We start from the raw sequence: 19,063 nt of genomic DNA on the forward strand, positions 1-19,063 counted from the left end.
GCTCACCAGCCCTTCGCGAGGCTCGTCTGCAGCCGGGCGGCGCGGGCCGCCCGGAGCTGGAAGATCGCCTTCACCAGGGCGGGCGCGGCGATGAAGATGACGATGAGCGCCTGGAGCACGGTGACCAGTTCCAGCGAGATCCCGGAGTACGACTGCATCCGGTTGCCGCCGGCCTGCAGCGCGCCGAACAGCAGCGCGGCCAGCAGCACGCCCCACGGCTTCACCCGGCCGAGCAGGGCGACCAGGATGCCGTCGAACCCGATCTGGGCGATCACCAGCGGGGTCAGCGCGTCGGCGGTGGAGCCGAGCACCATGTTCGAGCCGCCGAGGCCGGCCAGCAGACCCGCGATCACCATCACCAGCACGTACGTCTTGGTCACGCTGATGCCGGCGGTCCGGGCGGCGTCCGGGTTGGCGCCGACGGCGCGCAGCTCGAAGCCGAGCGTGGAGCGGTTGAGCAGCCAGGCGATGAACCAGGTGGCGAGCACCGCGAGCAGGATGCCGGCGTGCACCCGCAGGTTGTCGCCGAGCAGCCGGGGCAGTTGCGCGGAGGACTCGACGGGCTTGCTGATCGCGTCCGACCGGGTCGGGTTCTGCACCCCGCCCTGGACGATGATCCAGGAGAGGAAGTAGACCGCCACGTAGTTGAGCATGATCGTGTTGATCACCTCGTGGGCCCCGGTGCGGGCCTTGAGGATGCCCGGGATGAAGCCCCACAGCGCGCCGCCGAGCGCGCCGGCGATCAGCGCCACCAGCAGGTGCACCCCGGGGGGCAGCGGCAGCGCGAAGCCGGCGACCGCGGCCAGGACGACACCGATGGTCGCCTGGCCCTGGGCGCCGATGTTGAACAGGCCGCCACGGAAGGCCAGCGCCACCGACAGGCCGGTGAAGACCAGCGGCGCGGTGTAGGTGAGCGTCTCCGAGATCGGGCCCATCGCGGCGGTGAAGCCGACCGCGTCCGGGTCGAAGATCGCGCCCTTGAACAGGTTCGCGTACGCCTCGCTGACCACGGTCCAGCTCGCGTTCAACGCGTCCGCCGGGCGGGCGGTGATGTAGCTGTAGGTGGCCAGCACCTCCGGGTCGGAGACGATGATCAGCACCGCGCCGACGAGCATCGCCAGCACGACCGCGAGCACGGTCACGGTCACCGTGTTGGCCGCCCACAGGTTGTCCAGGAAGAGCCTGCCCAGGCTGGGCCGGGGCGCCTCGGCGGGCCGCTGCTTCAGCGCGGTGTCGCCGGCCGGCGTCGTCGGCGTCGCCCGGGCCTCCTCGCGGGCCTGGAGCGACTCGGTCGCCGGCTCCTTGTCCGGGGAGCCCGACGCCGGGTTCGGGTTCGTCATGCCTCGTCCTCGTTGCCGGGGCCCTCGGGGGCCGGGGCGGCGTCGCCCTCGCGCGGGGTCGCGGGCGCGGTGTCGGGGGTGATGCCGGCCATCAGCAGGCCGATCTCCTCGCGTGGGGTGTCCGGGCCGACGATGCCGATGACCCGGCCGCGGTACATCACCGCGATCCGGTCGGCCAGGCCGATCACCTCGTCCAGCTCGCTGGAGACCACCATGACCGCGGTGCCGACGTCCCGCTCGCGGATGACCTGGCTGTGGATGAACTCGATCGAGCCGACGTCCACACCGCGGGTGGGCTGGGCGGCGATGAAGAGCTTCAGCGGCCGGGACAGCTCCCGCGCCACGATCACCTTCTGCTGGTTGCCGCCGGAGAGCGTGCCGACCGCCGCCTCGGCCGACGAGGTACGGACGTCGAACTGCTCGATCCGCTCCTTCGCCGACTTCGCGATCGCGTCCGGCTTCAACGACAGGCCCTTGCCGAACGGCGGCCGGTCGTAGATGTCCAGCACCAGGTTCTCCGCGACGGAGAACTCCTTGACCAGACCGTCGACGCTGCGGTCCTCCGGCACGTAGCCGACGCCGGCGCGCAGCACCTTCTTGGTCGACCAGCCCTGCGTCGCCTCGCCGTCGAGGGTGATCGAGCCGGCGAGCACCGGGCGCAGGCCCATGATCGCCTCGATCAGCTCGGTCTGGCCGTTGCCCTGCACGCCCGCGACGCCGAGCACCTCACCGGCGTGCACGGTCAGGTCGACGCCGTCGACCGCGCGGATCTGCCGGTCGTCGTCCACGACCAGGCCGGCGACCCCTAGGACCGGCTTGCCCGGCTGGGCGGGCTGCTTGTCCACGGTCAGCCGGACGTTGCGGCCGACCATCAGCGCGGCCAACTCGTCCCGGCTGGCGCTCGGCTCGGCGGTGCCGACCGTCCGCCCGCGCCGGATCACGGTGATCCGGTCCGCGATCGCCTTCACCTCGCCCAGCTTGTGGGTGATGAACACGATCGACTTGCCGGCGGCCTTGAGCGACCGCATGACGGTGAGCAGTTCGTCGGTCTCCTGCGGGGTGAGCACGGCGGTCGGCTCGTCCAGGATCAGCAGGTCGACGTCGCGGGTGAGCGCCTTGACGATCTCCACCCGCTGCTGGATGCCGACCGGCAGGTCCTCGATCACCGCGTCCGGGTCGACCCGGAGGTTGTACCGCTCGGAGACCTCGGCGACCTCGCGCCGGGCCCGCCGGCGGTCCAGCAGGCCGGCGAACGGCAGCCTGACCTGCTCGGCCCCGAGCATCACGTTCTCGGCCACGGTGAAGACCGGCACCAGCATGAAGTGCTGGTGCACCATGCCGATCCCGGCGGCGATCGCGTCCGACGGGCCCTTCAGCTTCAGCGGCTTGCCGTCGACCAGGATCTCGCCCTCGTCCGGCTGGTAGAGGCCGTAGAGCACGTTCATCAGGGTCGACTTGCCGGCGCCGTTCTCGCCGAGCAGGGCGTGGATCTCTCCAGGCTCCACCGTGAGGTCGATGTGGTCGTTGGCGACCAGATCACCGAACCGTTTGGTGATGCCGCGCAGTTCGAGTCTCAGCGCAACCTCCTGGAGTGCGAGCGATGGTGCAGCGTAGCGACTGCCGCGCCGCCACCGCGCCGGGTGGGGGTGTCGGGGGATCACGGTGACCGGCCGCCCCGGGCGTGGGGTTGGAGAACCCGTACGCCCGGGACGGCCGGATCGTGCTAGCTGGTGCTTGCCGGCCCCGCTGCCGATGATCTCACCGCGGCGGCCGGCGGAGCGGTCACTTGGTCGGCTGGGCCTTCGAGGTGACCGTGATGGTGCCGGCGGCGATGTCCGCCTTGATCTTGTCGACCTCGGCCTTCAGGTCCGCCGGGACCTTGCTGTCGAAGTCGTGGTACGGGGCGATGGAGACACCGGTGTTGGCCAGGGTGCCCACGAAGCCCGGGGTGGACTGGAGCTTCTCGCCACCGGCGGCCTTCACCACGGCCTCCTTGACGGCCTCCGGGATGTTCTTGACGACCGTGGTCACGATCGCCGAGCAGTCCGGGGTGCTCTCGCAGCCGTCGACGTCGACCCAGACGACCGAGTACTTGCCGCCCGAGGCCTTGGCCGCGGCGGTGGTGCCGAGGCCGGCGCCGCCGGCGACCGGCATGATGATGTCGGCGCCCTGGGCGACCAGCGCGTCGGAGACCTTCTTGCCCTCGTCCTGCTTGACGAAGTCGTTGGTGAAGGAGCCCTTCTGGGTGGCCTTGTCCCAGCCGATGACCGAGACGTTCTTGCTCTTGGCCTTGTTGTAGTACGCCACGCCGTCGGCGAAGCCGTCCATGAAGATGGTGACCGGCGGGATCGGCAGGCCGCCGTAGGTGCCCACCTTGCCGGTCTTGCTCATCCCGGCGGCCAGGTAACCGGCCTGGAAGGCGGCCTGCGCGGTGTCGAACTGCATCGGGTAGATGTTGCCCACACTTGGGTTGGCGTCGACGATCGCGAACTGCTGGTTCGGGTTCGCGGTGGCGGCCTTCTTGGTGGCGTCCGACATCAGGCCACCGACGGCCAGGATGAAGTCGCACTTCTGGTTGACGAACCCGGTCAGGTTGACCTCGTAGTCCGCCTCGGCCTTCGACTGCACGTTCTTGATGTCGATGTTGTCGTTCTCCTTCTTCGCCTCCTGGAGGCCCTTCCAGGCCGAGGTGTTGAAGGACTTGTCGTCGATGCCACCGACGTCGGTCACCATGCAGGCGCTGTACTTCTTGCCACCGTTGCCGCCGGCGTTGTTGTTGTCGTCGTCCGGAGCCTCACCACACGCGGCGGCGCCCAGCACGAGGCCACCCGCCACGAAGGCGGAGGCGATCCGCATCCCACGCACAGAGCGCAAGACGTCTCCTTCCCATTGCGCCCGCGTCGTGCGCGGTACGCATGCCCTTGCGCCGGCCTGCGATGTGCCGCCGGCGTCCCACGTTACGGACGGGAGCGTACGCCCGCGCCCACCCACCGGCCGACAATCGTGCACGACTGTTGAGTGTCCGTTACCCCGGTGTAACCCTTGGGTGGGGCAGATCACTCTTTCGACCGGTAGGCGTGCGCGGACACGTCCTGAACGTCTGATTCCCGGTGCCCTCCCGGCGTCCGGCGGACTACCGCCAGAACACCGCGACCGCCGCGTTGAGCAGCGTCAACCCGATGATCGCAAGGAAGTGCCCACGGTTCACGGACTCCCGCTTACGGGAGAAGAAGACCATGACGAAGATGAGCAGCGCGAGCACCAACTTGGTAACAAGCTTCGCCGGGGCCGGTTCGTCGCCGTCGCGCAGCGGCGCGGAGAGCCCGAGACCGGTCAGGATCTGGATCACCGCCCCCCACAGCATGGCCGCGTTGATCCGCAGCCGGCCGCTGACGTACTGGGCGATCCCGCCGCCGAGCAGCAGCGCGAAGCCGATCAGATGGACGTAGAGAAGGATCAGTCGAAGAGCTTCCACGCCGATCATCCTCCCCCATCAACGACACCGCGTAGTAGTCAGCTCGCCGAGGTGCCGTCATACCGTGACCTGGGCCGCCTGCGGCCGCGCCGACACCGTCTCGCCGCCCGCACCACCGCCGGCCCGGCGACCCAGCAGGACCAGCGCCAGCCCGACCAGCGCGTACCCGGCCAGCACCGCCAGCGGCCGGCCGGCGCCCGCGCCGTCGAAGAACGCCGCCGAGCGCAGCAGCGTGCCGCCCGCACCGACCGGCAGGAACTGTCCGACCGTCCCCCACGGCTGCGGCAGCAGCTCGGGCGCGGCGGCGACCGCGGAGAGCGGGTTGCCGACCAGGAAGACGAGCAACGCCCCGAGGCCGAGACCGGCGCGACCGAGCAGCGCGCCGAGCCCCGCGACCGTGCCGGCGGCGGCGAGCGAGAAGAGGCCGATCACGCCCGCCTCCCGCCACGGGTCGCCGTCGAGCAGGCCGAGCCAGCCGTGCAGCACCGCGACGCCGGCCGCGCCGGCCAGCACCGCGTACCCGAGCAGGCCGGCCAGCCGGGCGCGGCGGCCGGCGACCAGCAGCGTCAGCAGCACGCCGGCCAGCATGCCGGTGAGCGCCAGCGGCAGGAACCCGGCGGCGAACCCGGCCCCGCGCGGGTCGTCCGGGTCGGTCGGCACGACCGCGGTCACCGGCACCGGGCGGCCGGCCGAGAGCTGGCCGGCGGCCTCGGTGAGCAGGGCGGCCACGGTCGGGCTCGCGGCCGGCGCGGTGTGCAGGGCGACGCCGTCCGGGCCGGCCACGAACGCGGCGTAGACCTCCCGGTCGCGCAGCGCCCGGTCGGCCGCCGCCGCGTCCGGCAGCGCGGTGATCGCGAAGCCGCCGGGCCGGGCGGTGGTCAGCCGGGCGGTCAGCTCGGCGACGGCCGGTGGCGGACCCGCCACGGCCACCGGCAGGTCGCGCGGCGCGAGGTGCGCGGCGGGCGCCGCGAACAGCGGTACGAGCAACGCCTGCACCGCCACCACCACGCCGACGAGCAGCGCGGTGAGGGCCCAGGGCGAACGGGAGCGGAGCATCCTCGTCTCCTTAAAACGAATGTTCGTTCTCTTGAGATGAGCGTGCGCCGCTACCGACCCGTTCGTCAAGAACGAACGTTCGCTTTAGGATGTGTGTCGTGCCACGCGTCTCCGAACAGCACCTCGCCGCCCGCCGCCAGCAGATCCTTGACGCGGCCCGGCGCTGCTTCGTGCGCGACGGGTTCCACCACACCTCGATGCAGGACGTGATCAAGGAGGCGGGGCTCTCGGTCGGCGCGGTCTACCGCTACTTCCCCAGCAAGAACGACCTGATCACGGCCATCGCCCAGGCGGTGATCGGGACCGCCGACGCGACCTTCGCCGACCTGTCCACCGCCGACCCGCCGCTGCCCCTGACCGGGGTGCTGGAACGCGCGCTGACCTTCGTCGACACCCAGCTCGGCCCGGACGGCGTGCTGCCGCTGGCGCTCCAGGTGTGGAGCGAGGCCCAGCGGGACCCGGTGCTGGCCGAATTCGTCGCCGCCACGTACACCCGGTTGCGCGGCCACTTCGTGACCGCCGCGACCCGGGCGCGCGACGCCGGCGAGCTGCCCGCCGACGCCGATCCGGCGGCCGTCGGCGCGGCGCTGTTCGGGCTGGTGCCGGGCTACTTCACCCAGCGGATCCTCACCGGATCGCCGGACCGCGCCAGCTACCTCGCCGGCGCCCGCACCCTCCTGCGCTGAGGGTGTTAGGAGGGGCCCCCTGTTATGCAGAATGCGTTAACAAGGGGCCCCTCCTTACTCACCAGCGCCAGAGCTGGAAGGTGGGGCCGTCGGCGGGCAGCGTCGCCGCGCCGGGGCGCAGCGCGGGCGCACCGCCGTAGATGTTCTCGGCGGCGGGCAGGCCGGTCAGGTGGACCGGGGCGCCGGGGGCGCGCCGGGCCAGCGCCAGCACCGTCCCGGTGGGCGCCTCGCGCAGGAAGACGAGCGTGTCCGCGTCGGCGTGCACCCACCGCAGCCCGCCGTGCCGCAGCGCCGGCTCGTCGCGGCGCAACGCCAGCAACGACCGGTACGCGTCGAACGTGCGCCGGTCCCAGCTCTCCGGCCGGTGCCACGGCATCGGGGTACGCGAGCCCTCCCCGTTCGTGCCGGTCAGTCCCAACTCGTCACCGGCGAAGACGACGGGGGTCCCGGGCATGGTGGCGAGCAGCCCGGCGGCCACCTCCTGCCGGGCCGCGTCGCCGACCACGGTGCGGATCCGGGCCGAGTCGTGCGAGCCGAGCAGTTGCCACGAGTGCGTGTACGACCGCCAGGAGATCAGCGACCGGTAGGTGTTCATGGTGGCCAGCACCGCGTCCGCGTCCCGCCGCCGCACCCCGCCCGGCGTGCCGAGGAAGTTCGGCACCGGGCCGTCGCCGTGGCGCAGCCAGGACCACACCGGGTCGGTGAAGCCGACGTAGTTCATCGTGCCGTGCCAGCCGTCGCGGTCCAGGTCGCCGGTGTGGTCGTGGCCGTGCTCGGCGAGCAGCAGCCCGTCCGGCCGGGTCTCGGCGACCACCTCGCGCAGCAGCCGCGCCACCTCGTGGGTGTACGCGTCCGCGCCGCGCCGGCCGGTCATGTTCGCCACGTCCACCCGCCAGCCGTCCAGCCCGTACGGCGGGCGCAGCCAGCGGCGCAGCAGCGAGTCGTCGGCGGTGGCGAAGCGGCGGCGCAGTTCCGCGCTGCCCCAGTTGAGCTTCGGCAGCGACTTGACCCCGTTCCACGACTCGTAGTCGGCGCCGGGCAGGTCGAAGTAGTACAGCTCCCGCTCCGGCGCGTCGACGTCGGAGATCGCGTCGGTGAACCACCGGTGCGCGTCGCCGGTGTGGTTGCTGGTGATGTCACCGAGCAGCCGCCAGCCCCGGGCCCGCACCGCGTCGGCGAGCCGGGCCAGCGCGGCGTCGCCGCCGAGCAGCGGGTCGACGGTGTCGAAGCTGGACGCGTCGTACCTGTGGTTGGACCGGGCCGGGAAGATCGGGGTGAGGTAGACCGTGTTGACGCCGAGCCGGTCCAGGTGGTCCAGGCGCTCGGTGATCCCGTCCAGGTCGCCGCCGTAGAACTGGCGGGGCGTCTCCGGGCCGCGACCGATGACCGGGGTGTCCCAGTCGCAGGCGATGGCCCAGTCCGGGACGCTGCGGCCGTCCGCGCCGGCCGAGCGGGCGAACCGGTCCGGGAAGATCTGGTAGATCACCGCGTCCCGGGCCCAGGCCGGCGGCGGCGCGTAGCTGACCAGCTTGAAGTCGCCGTGGTCCGGCACGTCGTGGCCGGCCGTGCCGGCGGCGTTGAGCCAGCGGGCGCCGGCGGCGCCGTCGAGCAGAAAGCGGTAGTTGCTGACCGGGTTGCGGACCTCGACGTCGGCCCGCCACCACACGTCGCCGCCGACGGCGCGGTCGACGACCGCCTCGGCGAAGCGCGGCTCGCCGTCGCCCGTGGTGCGCACGTGCACCTGGTCGACGCCGGCGCCGGCCGGCACCCGCACGAAGACGGGCACGGTCTGTCCGAGCGCGGGCTCCTGCTCCGGCACGTAGGTGGCGGAGCCGTCGTGGTGGGGCTGCAGGGACATGGTGCGGCCTTTCGCGTCGTACCGACAGTGAGTGGGGCGCCCGCCGCGATCGGTCACCCGACCGCGGCGGTCGCCCTCCAAACCGCTGTGGTGTACGCCGACACGACGCCCTTGCCGCAGCGTGAGCCGAGGAGGCTCAGCCCTTGACCGCTCCGGAGGTGAGGCCGGAGACGATGTAGCGCTGGAGCAGTTGGAACACCAGCACCGTGGGGATCGCGGTGAGCAGCGTGCCCGCCGCGAACATCCCGAAGTTGTTGTTGCGCTCCCCCGCCACCAGGCCGTACATGCCGACCGCGAGGGTCTTCGAGTCGGTGTTGGTGAGGAACACGTTGGCGATGATGAACTCGTTGATCGACCCGATGAACGCGAGCAGGCCGGTCACCGCCAGGATCGGCGCCACCAGCGGCAGCATGATCCGGAAGAAGACCTGCACGTGCGAGGCGCCGTCCATGGTCGCCGACTCGTCCAGCTCCTTCGGCAGGGTGTCGAAGAAGCCCTTCATCAGCCAGGTGTTCGCGCCGAGCGCGCCACCCATGTAGAGCAGGAACAGGCCCCACGGGGTGTTGAAGCCGATCCCCGGGTAGAGGTCGGTGATCGTGGTGAAGATCAGGAAGATCGCCACGATCGCCAGGAACTGCGGGAACATCTGGATCAGCAGCAGCGTGAGCAGGCCGACCCGCCGCCCGGCGAACCGCATCCGGGAGAACGCGTACGCGGCCAGCGCCGACAGGAAGATCGACGCGAAGCTGGCCACGCCCGCCAACAGCAGCGAGTTGAGGAACCAGTGGCCGAACGCGGTCCGGTCGAACAGGTTGGTGAAGTTCTCCAGCGACGCCCCGGTCGGCAGCAGCTCGGTGGAGGAGAGCGTGCCGAGCGGGTTGAGCGCCGCGGAGATCACGAACATGATCGGGAAGAGGCTGAACAGCACGGCCAGCACCCCGACCACGTGCCGCCAGCCCACCTGGGCGAACCACCGGCTGCGCGACCGTCGAACCGCGGGTGTCTGCGCGAGGCTGGTCACGAGTACACCTCCTCCTGCTTGCGGGTGTTCCGGAAGCTGATCGCCGACACCGTCGCCACGATCGCGAAGATGAAGATCGAGACGGTGGCGGCCAGGCCGTACTCGGCGCCCTGGGCGCCGAACGCCAACCGGTACGTGTAGGTGATCAGCAGGTCGGTCGCGCCGTTGCGCGGGTTGTCCGGCGCGAACGGCCCGCCCTCGGTGGTGAACAGGATCGCGTTGACGTTGTTGAAGTTGTACGCGAACGACGCGATCAGCAGCGGCGAGAGCGCCACCAGCAGCAGGGGCAGGGTGACCGCCTTGAACGACTGCCAGGGCGTCGCCCCGTCGACCGAGGTCGCCTCGGTCAGCTCCCGCGGGATGGCCTGGAGCGCGCCGGTGGCCACCAGGAACATGTACGGGTAGCCGAGCCAGAGCTGCACCAGCAGCACCGCGACCCGGGCCGACCAGGCGCCGCCGAACCAGTCGACGTCCAGCCCGAACAGGTTGTTGAGCAGGCCGAAGTCGGTGTTGAACATGTCCCGCCAGACCAGCAGCATCGCGAACGACGGCATGGCGTACGGCAGGATCAGCAGCACCCGGTAGAGGTTGGTGCCCTTCATCCGGGGCGAGTGCAGCGCGAGCGCGATGGCCATGCCGAGCAGGAAGGTGAACCCGGTGGAGCCGATCGCGAACGCGAAGTTCCAGGCGAGCGTGCCGAAGAACGGCCCGGAGATGTTCGGGTCGGTGAGCACGGCGCCGAAGTTCTTCAGCCCGACGTTCACCTTCCAGCCCTGGGTGAGCCGTTCCCCGTCGGCGGCGACGAAGGAGCCGACCTTCTCGTCGGCGGTCCACGTCTTGCCGGTCTCGCTGTCCTTGACGCAGTCGCAGCCGGCGTCGTACGTCCGGGCCGCCTTGCCCTCGTAGGCCCTGGTGAGGCCGTTGGAGCGGATCGCGCCGTCGTCGGTCGGCACGATCAGCGCGGTGACGGCGTCGCTGCGCCCGCTGGCCTGCCCGATGTTCAGCACGGTGTAGCCCTCGGCGGCGGTGATCTTGCCGCTGAGGCTGCTGACCGTGACGTCGGAGGCGTCGAGCTGACGCAGCCCGCCCGCGTCACCGGCGAAGACCTGCTTGGTCTTCGGGTCGCTGAGCAGGAAGACCAGCTCGCCGGTCGCCGGGTCGCCCTTGGTGGCGATGGTCAGCGCGTACTCGGTGGAGCCGGGGACCTGCTTCACCGAGGAGGTCTGGATGGCGACGACCGCGTCGTCCTTGCTGCCGCGGTGACCGTCGCCGAAGTTCGTGAACGCGGTGCTGGCGGTGAAGAGCACCGGGAGCACCTGGAAGGCGATCAGGAAGAGCGTGCCGGGGACCAGGTATTTCGCCGGGATGTGCCGGCGGCCCAGGTAGAGGTAGAACAGGGCGGCGGTGGTGGCGACCAGGACGCCCAGCCCGATCCAGTGTCCGGCCTCGATGAGCGGGAACGCCGCCCAGATCGCGATCCCGGCCACCAGGCCGAGCAGGACCACCTTGACGACGAGGCCGGTCGCGGTGATCGGCGCGTGGTTCCGCGCGGTACGGGACGTGCGCGGGAGCCCGGGGCGGGCGGGCTCCCGGCCCGGGGTCCGCGTGGACCCCGGGCCGGACAGCGGCGCGCTCATTACTTGATCTGACCCTGGATGGTCTTGCCGGCGGCCGTGATCGTCTTGGCCGGGTCGGCGCCACCGATGACGGCGGCCTCGGCCTTGCCGAACGGGTCCCAGATCGCGGCCATGGCCGGGATCGCCGGGAGCACCTGGCCGTTCTTGCCGGCCTCGGAGAACTTGGCCAGGTCCGGGTCCTCACCCTTGACCTGGTCGAAGGCCGCGGTCAGCGCCGGCGGGCGCGGCTCGGCCTTGTACAGCGCGACGGCCAGCTCGGGCTTGGTCACGTAGTTGGTGACGAACTCCTGGGCCAGGGCCTTGTTCTTGCCCTTGGCGGCGACGTAGAACGCCTGGACGCCCACGAACGGCTGGGCCTCCTTGCCACCGGCGAAGCCGGGGACCGGGGAGATGTCGTACTTGATGCCGGCCTTCTTGGCGTCGGCCACGGCCCACGGGCCGGAGACCAGGAAGGCGCACTTCTTGCCGGTGAAGGTGGAGATCGAGTTCTCCGGGGTGATGGACCGCTTCAGCGCGCCGTCGCCCTTCTCACCGAGCTTCGCGATCTTCTGGAACGCGGCGATCGACTCCGGCTTGCCCACGCCCAGGTCCTTCGGGTCGTAGTCGCCGTTGGCGGCGGTGCCGAACAGGTAGCCGCCGGCCGAGGAGTACAGCGGGTAGATGTGGTACGCGTCGCCGTTCTGGCCGGACTGGAGGCACAGGATCTCGCTGGCCTTCTTCTCCGCCTTGAGCTTCTTGCCGGCGGTGACCAGGTCCTCGATCGTCTTCGGCGCCTCGGGGGCCAGCTCGGTGTTGCGGAGCAGCGCCAGGTTCTCGGTGGCGTAGGGCACGCCGTAGAGCTGGCCGTTGAAGGTGACCGCCTTGACCGCGGTCTCGTTGAAGCCCGCCTTCTGCTCGGCCGTGAGCTGGACCGGGTCGATGGCGCCGTTCTGGACCAGGTTGCCGATCCAGTCGTGCGCGCCGACCACGGCGTCCGGGCCGGAGCCCTGCTGGGAGGCGGTGACGAAGTTGGTCTGCAGGTCCTTGGAGACGGCCTGGACCTCGACGGTCACGCCGTTCTCCTTGCCGAACTCCTCGGCGAAGGGCTTGAGGGCGGCGGTGCGCTTGTCGTCGGCCCAGATGACCAGCTTGCCACCGGTCGCCTTGCTGGCGGACTGCTCGGCGGCCGGCTTGTCGCTGCCGCTGTCACCACAGCCGGACGCGGCGAGCGCCAGGCCGAGGACGGCGACCACACCCGCGGTACGGATGCGCATCGGTACTCCTGTCGTCATGGCGGCCCGCCGGGGGAAGGGCGACCGCCAGTGGAAACCTCTGAAATTTCTTGCTGACCGGCGCGGGGGTACTGCGCCGCTGCTCTCGCATGTTGCGGGGACGTTAGCAAGAGGTTGCAGAGAATGGAAGGGCTTGCAGAAGTGTACGCAAGACTTTGCCGTTGAGCTAAAGTGCCGCCATGCGCGCTCGACTATCCGACATCGCCCAACAGGCCGAAGTCAGCGAGGCCACGGTGTCGCGGGTGCTCAACGACCGCCCCGGAGTGGCCCCGGAGACCCGACAGGCCGTCCTCACCGCCCTCGACGTGCTCGGCTACGAACGCCCGGCCCGGCTGCGCAAGCGCAGCGCCGGCCTGGTCGGTCTGGTGGTGCCCGAGCTGGAGAACCCGATCTTCCCGGCGTTCGCCCAGGTCATCGAGTCGACCCTGGCGCAGAGCGGGTTCACCCCGGTGCTCTGCACCCAGACGCCGGGCGGGGTCACCGAGGACGAGTACGTGGAGATGCTGCTGGACCGCCAGGTGTCCGGGATCGTCTTCGTCTCCGGCCTGCACGCCGACACCGCGGCCAACCACGACCGGTACCGCGCGCTGATCGCCCGGCCGCTGCCGATGGTCATGATCAACGGGTACGCCCCGAACATCGACGCCCCCTTCGTCTCGTGCGACGACCGGGAGGCCACCGAGCTGGCCGTCGCCCACCTGGTCGCGCTCGGCCACCGCCGGATCGGCCTGATCACCGGCCCGGACCGGTTCGTGCCGGTGCAGCGGCGGGTGGCCGGCTTCCGGGCCGCGATGTCCCGGCTCGCCGGCGTGACCGGGGACGACCTGGACGAGCTGGCCGAGCTGTCGCTGTTCGGCGTGGAGGGCGGCGAGGCGGCCGCCGGCCGGCTCATCGACCGGGACGTCACCGGCATCGTCTGCGGCTCGGACCTGATGGCGCTCGGCGCCATCCGGGCCGCCCGGCAGCGCGGCCGCTCGGTGCCCGGCGAGCTGTCCGTGGTCGGCTACGACGACTCGCCGCTGATGGCGTTCACCGACCCGCCGCTGACCACCATGCGCCAGCCGGTGATCGCGATGGCGGTCGCCGCGGTCCGCGCCCTGGTCGACGAGATCAACGGCCACGCCGCCCCGCACTCGGAGTACCTCTTCCGCCCCGAGTTGGTGGTCCGCGGCTCCACCGCCGTCGCCCGCCCCACCCCCGCCGTCAAGCGCCAGCGCCCCACCTCCACCTCCCTGGCCGTCCCCGCCTGACCCCGGTCCTCGCCCTCTGCCGTCTCGGGATCCGGGACGGCCATGCCGGCGCGACGGACCTGGTCAGCGCGTGATCGCGGTCATTTCTTGCGCAAGGAATGCTTGACTCTTGCAGAGCCGGCGCGGCATTCTGCTCAGACACCCTGTGCCGCCACAGAACGGGAATCGACACCGATGACCTCCGCCCCCACCCCCGCGCCGCTGACCACCGACGACGACTGGTGGCGCTCCGCGGTCGTCTACCAGGTCTACGTCCGCAGCTTCGCCGACGCGAACTCCGACGGCGTCGGCGACCTCCAGGGCATCCGGGGGCGCCTGCCCTACCTGCGCGACCTGGGCGTGGACGCGCTCTGGCTCACCCCCTTCTACACCTCGCCGCAGGTCGACGCCGGCTACGACGTGGCCGACTACCGCGACGTGGACCCGCTCTTCGGCAACCTGGCCGACTTCGACGAGATGATCACCGACGCCCACGCCCTGGGCCTGCGGATCATCGTCGACCTGGTGCCCAACCACACCTCCAGCGCGCACCCCTGGTTCACCGCGGCGCTCGCCGCCGGCCCGGGCTCACCGGAGCGCGAGCGCTACCTGTTCGCCGACGGCAAGGGCGAGCAGGGCGAGCTGCCCCCCAACGACTGGGAGAGCATCTTCGGCGGCCCGGCCTGGACCCGGGTGGTCGACGGCCAGTGGTACCTGCACCTGTTCGACCCGGCCCAGCCCGACCTGAACTGGCGACACCCCGAGGTGCGCGCCGAGTTCGAGGACGTCCTCCGGTTCTGGCTGGACCGTGGGGTGGACGGCTTCCGGATCGACGTGGCGCACGGGATGATCAAGGCGGAGGGCCTGCCCGACGTCGGCTTCAACTCGATGACCACCGGGCAGCGCCAGTCGGAGCTGCTCGGCAAGGGCCGGCTGCCCTACTTCGACCAGGACGAGGTGCACGACATCTACCGCGCCTGGCGACCCATCCTGGACAGCTACCCGGGTGGCCGGATGGCGGTCGCCGAGGCCTGGGCCGAGACGCCGCAGCGGCTGGCCCGCTACATCGGCCCGGACGAGCTGCACCAGGCGTTCAGCTTCGACTTCCTCGACGCCACCTGGTCGGCCGACTCGTTCCGCAAGGTCGTCGACACCGCGCTGGCCGAGTCGACGATCGTCGGCGCGCCGACCACCTGGGTGCTCTCCAACCACGACCGGCAGCGCCACGTCACCCGCTACGGCGACGGTGAGGTCGGCCTGCGCCGCGCCCGGGCCGCCGCGCTGCTGATGTTCGCGCTGCCCGGCTGCGCCTACGTCTACCAGGGCGAGGAACTGGGCCTGCCGGAGGTGCTGGACCTCCCCGACGAGCTGCGCCAGGACCCGGCGTTCCGGCGCACCGGCGAGAGCCGCGACGGCTGCCGGGTGCCGATCCCGTGGAGCGGCGAGCTGGCCCCGTACGGCTTCGGGCCGGACGGCAGCGAGCTGAGCTGGCTGCCCGCGCCGGCGACCTGGCGGGCCCTCTCGGTGGCCGCGCAGACCGGCACGCCCGGCTCGACGCTGGAGCTGTACCGGGCGGCGCTGCGGATCCGGGGCGAGCACCCGGCGCTGGCCGGCCTGAACGGCATCACCTGGCTGGAGACCGAGCCCGGCGTGCTGGCGTTCCGACGCGCCGCCGACGGCACGGAGCTGACCTGCGTGGTCAACCTCAGCGACGCCGACGTGACGGTGGCCGGTTACGGCCGGCCGCTCGTCGCCAGCGCCGACCTCACCGAGCGGGGCGACGGCCACGTCCTGCCGGTGGACGCAGCTGCGTGGTTCGAACGGCGCTGAGCCGGGTAACCCGCCAACGACCTGGTCGTCCGTTGTGCTCCGCGCCGACGGGCGGCTGGGCTGCCGACCCCTTGTGGTGGGGGGTGAGGTGGTACCGGCCCCCGGGAGTCCGCTCCCGGGGGCCGGTGTCCATCGACGCACGCGCCGGCGCTCAACCGCCCTTGGCGGTCAGCAGCGCGGCGATCCGGGCGAAGCCGGCCCGGACCTCGTCGGCGTCCGGCGGATCCGCCGGCTCCGGCTCCGGCCGGCGTTCCGCGGCCAACTCCAGCTCGTCGTCGATGACGTCCTCGAAGTCGCCGTAGAGGTCCGCCTGGTCGGTCTCGGCCGCCTCGTCCGCGGCGGCGATCTGCGCCGCGGCGATCTCGCCGCGGATCTCCTCCGGGGTGAGCGCCGGTAGCAGCGGCTCCACCACCGCCATCAGCTGTTCCTCGGCGACCACCGCCTCGGCCAGCGCCAGCGCGTGCGGTCGCTCGTACGGGCCGCAGACCACCGGTTCCCACTCGTCCTCGGCCGCGAGCGGGCCGAACGTGATGATCCACGGCAGGTCCAGCATCGGCGAGTCGTCCGGCAGGTCCAGTGTCACGAGTGCGCCCACCGGCCCATCATTGTCGCTGCGCGCTCGCCCGGGGACGGCAATCCCCCGACTCTCCCCGCTCAGGCGACTGCTCTCAGCCACGCGTACCGGCGTCCAACGCCGCTCGGACCAGCGCGAGCGCCCGCTCCGGCGGCACGCCCAGACGGCGGGCCTCGGCCGCGTAGTCGGCGGCGGCCACGTGCAGCCGGTCGGTGGCGTCGTCGCGGCCCGGCGCCACCACCGTGCCGTGCCGGCCCCGGGTCTCCACCAGACCGGCGGACTCCAACTCGCGGTACGCCCGGGCCACCGTGTTCACCGCCAGCCCCAGGTCGGCGGCGAGCTGCCGGACCGCCGGCAGCCGGGTGCCCACCGCCAGCCGCCCGTCGCCGATCGCGCTCGCGAGCTGCGCCCGCACCTGCTCGTACGGGGGCACCGCCGACTCGGCGTCGACCCGCAGTCGGTGGCTCATCCCCCGCCCCCGGGCGTGCCCGGATCGGTCTCCTCGTCGAGCACGTCCGCCTCCACGTCCACCTCACGTGCCCCGACCCCACCCTCGGCCAGGTCGACCACCCGACCGAACCGGCTGGTGGCGGCGAGCGCGGCGCCGAAGAGCACCAACTGGTTGAGCAGGTAGAGGTAGAGCAGCAGACCCACGGCGGTCGCCACCACGGTGTAGGCCGGGTTCCGCTCGGTGCGGACCACGTAGTAGCGACCGACGGTGTTGAGCAGCGTGATCCCGATCGCGACGGTCAGCACCGCCGGGCGCAGCCGTCGCCGGCTCATCCGCAGCCGGGGCACGGCCAGCAGCAGCGCGGCGGCCAGCACGGCGTTGACCAGCACGCTGAGCACCGCGCTGACCGTGGTCAGGCCGACCGAGCCGGTGCTGCGCAGCAGGAACCGCAGCAGCGACTCCAGCGCGTCCACGGCGGCCACCGAGACGAAGAGCAGCACGAAGACCGCGACCAGCACGCCGAGGTCGACCAGGCGGCGCATCACCAGATTGCCGGGCTGCTGGTTGAAGCCGTACATGAGCCGTTGGGAGGAGCGGATCGCCTCCACCCAGCCGATCCCGGTGAAGACCAGGATGATCAGGCCGACCACGCCGACGGTGTTGCTGCTCTCGGCGATCTGCGCCGGGTCGAGGAAGGGCAGGTTCTCCCGGAGGAACTCGGCCGCCGCGCGGCTGACGTCCTCGTTGTCCCGCAGCACCGCACCGAAGATCCAGTACGCGACCAGGGCGAGCGCGAACACGGCGAAGAAGCCGTAGTAGGCGATGGCGGCGGCGAGCCGGCCGGCGAGCAGGTCGGCGTAGAGCGTCCCGGCCTGCCAGAGGTGGTCGAAGACCGGGGAACGACCCCGGGCCGCGTCGATCCGGCGCCCGAAGGCCGCCTCGATCCGGCCGAAGACGTTCACCCCGCCATCCTCGCCGATCGCCGCCCCCGGTGGAGGCGGCCCGGCCGGCCGGGTGTTCAGCGCCCGCCGCCGAGCCGGAAGTCGCGACGGGGCTGCCACCGGGCCGCTCCGCTGTGCGAGAAGAGCGTGAACGCCTCCACCTCGAACAGCGCGGAGAAGTCGGCCAGGTCCTCGTACGCCTTGTCGAGCACCTCGGCCGGCACGTCCTGGGCCACGGTCACGTGCGGGTGGTAGGGGAAGCGCGCCTCGCGGCGCAGGTCGGGGGCCGAGTTGATGGCCGAGGCGAGCAGCTCGCACTCGCTGATCCCGGCCGCCACGGTCACGAAGACCACCTGGGTGACCGGGCGGAACGTGCCGGTGCCGCGCAGGTGCAGGGTGAACGGCAGGTGCGCGGCGGCCACCCGGGTCAGGTGCTCCTCGACGGCGGGCAGCGCGCGGACCGGGATCTCGGTGGGCCCGAGCAGGGTGACGTGGGCCGGCACCGCCTGCGGGTCGCCCGCGGAGACCCGCCGTCGGGTGAGCATCCCGCCCCACGGCTCGGGGATGTCCACCGCGATCCCGATCTGGATCGTGCCCCCGTCGTCCGTCACGTTGTCCGACATCTCCGCGCCGGCCGCTACTCGAACCGCGCCGAGGGGAGGAACCCGACCCGCTCGTACGCGGTGCGCAGCGTGTCGACCGCCACCGCCCGGGCCTTCTCCGCGCCCCGCGCGAGCAGCTTGTCGAGCTGGGCCGGGTCGTCCAGGTAGCCGTTGGTGCGCTCCTGGATCGGGGTGACGAACTCCCGCACCACCTCGGCGAGGTCCTTCTTGAGGTCGCCGTAGCCCCGGCCGTCGTACGCGGCGACCAGGTCGTCGATGCCCCGACCGGAGAGCGCGGAGTAGATGGTGAGCAGGTTGGAGATGCCCGGCTTCCCCTCCGCGTCGAAGACGATCTCGCGGCCGGTGTCGGTGACCGCCGAGCGGATCTTCTTGGCCGAGCGGGCCGGGTCCTCCAGCAGGTCGATGATGCCGGCCGGGGAGGACGACGACTTCGACATCTTGGCGGTGGGGTCCTGCAGGTCGGTGATCTTGGCGGTGTCCTTTACGATGTGCGGCACCGGCACCGTGAAGGTGGGGCCGAACAGCGAGTTGAACCGCTGCGCCAGGTCACGGGAGAGCTCCAGGTGCTGCCGCTGGTCCTCGCCGACCGGCACCGCGTGCGCCTGGTAGAGCAGGATGTCGGCGGCCTGCAGGATCGGGTAGGTGAACAGGCCGACGCTGGCCCGGTCGCTGCCCTGCTTCTGCGCCTTGTCCTTGAACTGGGTCATCCGGCCGGCCTCGCCGAACCCGGTGATGCAGCCGAGCACCCAGGCCAACTGCGGGTGCTCGGGGAGCTGCGACTGGACGAACAGGGTGCTGCGGTCCGCGTCGATGCCCAGCGCGAAGAGCTGCGCGGCCGCCACCCGGGTGCGCCGCCGGAGCACCTCGGGGTCGTGCCCGGCGGTGATCGCGTGCAGGTCCACCACGCAGTAGAACGCGTCGTGGCTGTCCTGCAGGGCCACCCAGTGCCGCAGCGCGCCCAGGTAGTTGCCGAGGTGGAACGAGTCGGCGGTCGGCTGGATGCCGGAGAAGACGCGCGGGCGGACGGGTACGTCGGACATGGCGGCAATTCTGTCAGCAAGCTCCGGCATC

General features: G+C 71.7%; 17 protein-coding genes. 3 read left to right on the forward strand and 14 right to left on the reverse strand.

The window, feature by feature from the left end:
- Nucleotides 1-2: 2 nt before the first annotated feature.
- From ACIA5A_RS09230 to ACIA5A_RS09250, 5 genes are all read right to left on the reverse strand, one after another.
- Nucleotides 3-1,340, reverse strand: a complete 1,338-nt coding sequence (locus ACIA5A_RS09230) for an ABC transporter permease (RefSeq protein ID WP_396758466.1) — start codon at nucleotides 1,338-1,340, stop codon at nucleotides 3-5.
- Entirely contained in the window at nucleotides 1,337-2,917 is a 1,581-nt protein-coding gene (locus ACIA5A_RS09235) for an ABC transporter ATP-binding protein (protein WP_396758803.1), read from the reverse strand. Before ACIA5A_RS09235 ends, ACIA5A_RS09230 begins: the two co-directional genes overlap by 4 nt.
- A 205-nt stretch (nucleotides 2,918-3,122) precedes the next feature.
- Nucleotides 3,123-4,196 (reverse strand): BMP family protein, encoded by a 1,074-nt coding sequence (locus ACIA5A_RS09240; RefSeq protein WP_396758805.1) that lies wholly within the window; start codon nucleotides 4,194-4,196, stop codon nucleotides 3,123-3,125.
- Between the two features lie 277 nt (nucleotides 4,197-4,473).
- Nucleotides 4,474-4,815, reverse strand: a complete 342-nt coding sequence (locus tag ACIA5A_RS09245; RefSeq protein ID WP_091061503.1) for a hypothetical protein — start codon at nucleotides 4,813-4,815, stop codon at nucleotides 4,474-4,476.
- 57 nt (nucleotides 4,816-4,872) lie between these two features.
- The gene (locus ACIA5A_RS09250) at nucleotides 4,873-5,871 is read right to left on the reverse strand and encodes a hypothetical protein (RefSeq protein ID WP_396758469.1); all 999 of its coding nucleotides are present in this window, start codon (nucleotides 5,869-5,871) and stop codon (nucleotides 4,873-4,875) included.
- A gap of 98 nt (nucleotides 5,872-5,969) precedes the next feature.
- On the opposite strand from ACIA5A_RS09250, the gene ACIA5A_RS09255 reads away from it, so the two are divergent.
- The gene (locus ACIA5A_RS09255; protein WP_396758472.1) at nucleotides 5,970-6,557 is read left to right on the forward strand and encodes a TetR/AcrR family transcriptional regulator; all 588 of its coding nucleotides are present in this window, start codon (nucleotides 5,970-5,972) and stop codon (nucleotides 6,555-6,557) included.
- Nucleotides 6,558-6,615: 58 nt separating this feature from the next.
- Here ACIA5A_RS09255 and ACIA5A_RS09260 read toward each other — a convergent pair whose 3' ends face one another.
- The 4 genes from ACIA5A_RS09260 to ACIA5A_RS09275 all read right to left on the reverse strand — a co-directional run bounded on the left by ACIA5A_RS09260 (nucleotide 6,616) and on the right by ACIA5A_RS09275 (nucleotide 12,326).
- The gene (locus ACIA5A_RS09260) at nucleotides 6,616-8,415 is read right to left on the reverse strand and encodes an alpha-amylase family glycosyl hydrolase (RefSeq protein WP_396758474.1); all 1,800 of its coding nucleotides are present in this window, start codon (nucleotides 8,413-8,415) and stop codon (nucleotides 6,616-6,618) included.
- A gap of 136 nt (nucleotides 8,416-8,551) precedes the next feature.
- A complete protein-coding gene (locus ACIA5A_RS09265; protein WP_396758477.1) occupies nucleotides 8,552-9,436 on the reverse strand; it encodes a sugar ABC transporter permease in 885 nt (294 codons plus the stop codon).
- Nucleotides 9,433-11,073: an ABC transporter permease subunit gene (locus tag ACIA5A_RS09270; protein WP_396758480.1), complete on the reverse strand. Its 1,641-nt coding sequence runs from the start codon at nucleotides 11,071-11,073 to the stop codon at nucleotides 9,433-9,435. Before ACIA5A_RS09270 ends, ACIA5A_RS09265 begins: the two co-directional genes overlap by 4 nt.
- A complete protein-coding gene (locus tag ACIA5A_RS09275) occupies nucleotides 11,073-12,326 on the reverse strand; it encodes a maltose ABC transporter substrate-binding protein (protein ID WP_181571598.1) in 1,254 nt (417 codons plus the stop codon). The genes ACIA5A_RS09270 and ACIA5A_RS09275 overlap by 1 nt, the downstream gene beginning before the upstream one ends.
- Before the next feature lie 197 nt (nucleotides 12,327-12,523).
- On the opposite strand from ACIA5A_RS09275, the gene ACIA5A_RS09280 reads away from it, so the two are divergent.
- On the forward strand, nucleotides 12,524-13,594 hold the full coding sequence (locus ACIA5A_RS09280; protein WP_396758484.1) for a LacI family DNA-binding transcriptional regulator: 1,071 nt from the start codon (nucleotides 12,524-12,526) through the stop codon (nucleotides 13,592-13,594).
- Nucleotides 13,595-13,768: 174 nt separating this feature from the next.
- Nucleotides 13,769-15,403, forward strand: coding sequence for a glycoside hydrolase family 13 protein (locus tag ACIA5A_RS09285; RefSeq protein WP_396758487.1), 1,635 nt, complete (start codon nucleotides 13,769-13,771; stop codon nucleotides 15,401-15,403).
- Nucleotides 15,404-15,554: 151 nt separating this feature from the next.
- On the opposite strand, the gene ACIA5A_RS09290 is transcribed toward ACIA5A_RS09285, so the two are convergent.
- The 5 genes from ACIA5A_RS09290 to trpS form a co-directional block, all read right to left on the reverse strand.
- The gene (locus ACIA5A_RS09290) at nucleotides 15,555-15,998 is read right to left on the reverse strand and encodes a hypothetical protein (protein ID WP_396758490.1); all 444 of its coding nucleotides are present in this window, start codon (nucleotides 15,996-15,998) and stop codon (nucleotides 15,555-15,557) included.
- Nucleotides 15,999-16,071: 73 nt separating this feature from the next.
- On the reverse strand, nucleotides 16,072-16,446 hold the full coding sequence (locus tag ACIA5A_RS09295) for a GntR family transcriptional regulator (protein ID WP_396758492.1): 375 nt from the start codon (nucleotides 16,444-16,446) through the stop codon (nucleotides 16,072-16,074).
- Entirely contained in the window at nucleotides 16,443-17,390 is a 948-nt protein-coding gene (locus tag ACIA5A_RS09300) for a YihY/virulence factor BrkB family protein (RefSeq protein ID WP_396758494.1), read from the reverse strand. Before ACIA5A_RS09300 ends, ACIA5A_RS09295 begins: the two co-directional genes overlap by 4 nt.
- A gap of 56 nt (nucleotides 17,391-17,446) precedes the next feature.
- Nucleotides 17,447-17,992: a 2'-5' RNA ligase family protein gene (locus ACIA5A_RS09305; RefSeq protein WP_396758496.1), complete on the reverse strand. Its 546-nt coding sequence runs from the start codon at nucleotides 17,990-17,992 to the stop codon at nucleotides 17,447-17,449.
- Nucleotides 17,993-18,006: 14 nt separating this feature from the next.
- Nucleotides 18,007-19,032, reverse strand: coding sequence for a tryptophan--tRNA ligase (gene trpS / locus ACIA5A_RS09310; RefSeq protein ID WP_396758499.1), 1,026 nt, complete (start codon nucleotides 19,030-19,032; stop codon nucleotides 18,007-18,009).
- Nucleotides 19,033-19,063: the final 31 nt, after the last annotated feature.

The sequence above is a fragment of the Micromonospora sp. NPDC051300 genome, from assembly GCF_044455315.1.
In the GTDB taxonomy this organism is placed as follows: Bacteria; Actinomycetota; Actinomycetes; order Mycobacteriales; family Micromonosporaceae; genus Micromonospora; species Micromonospora robiginosa.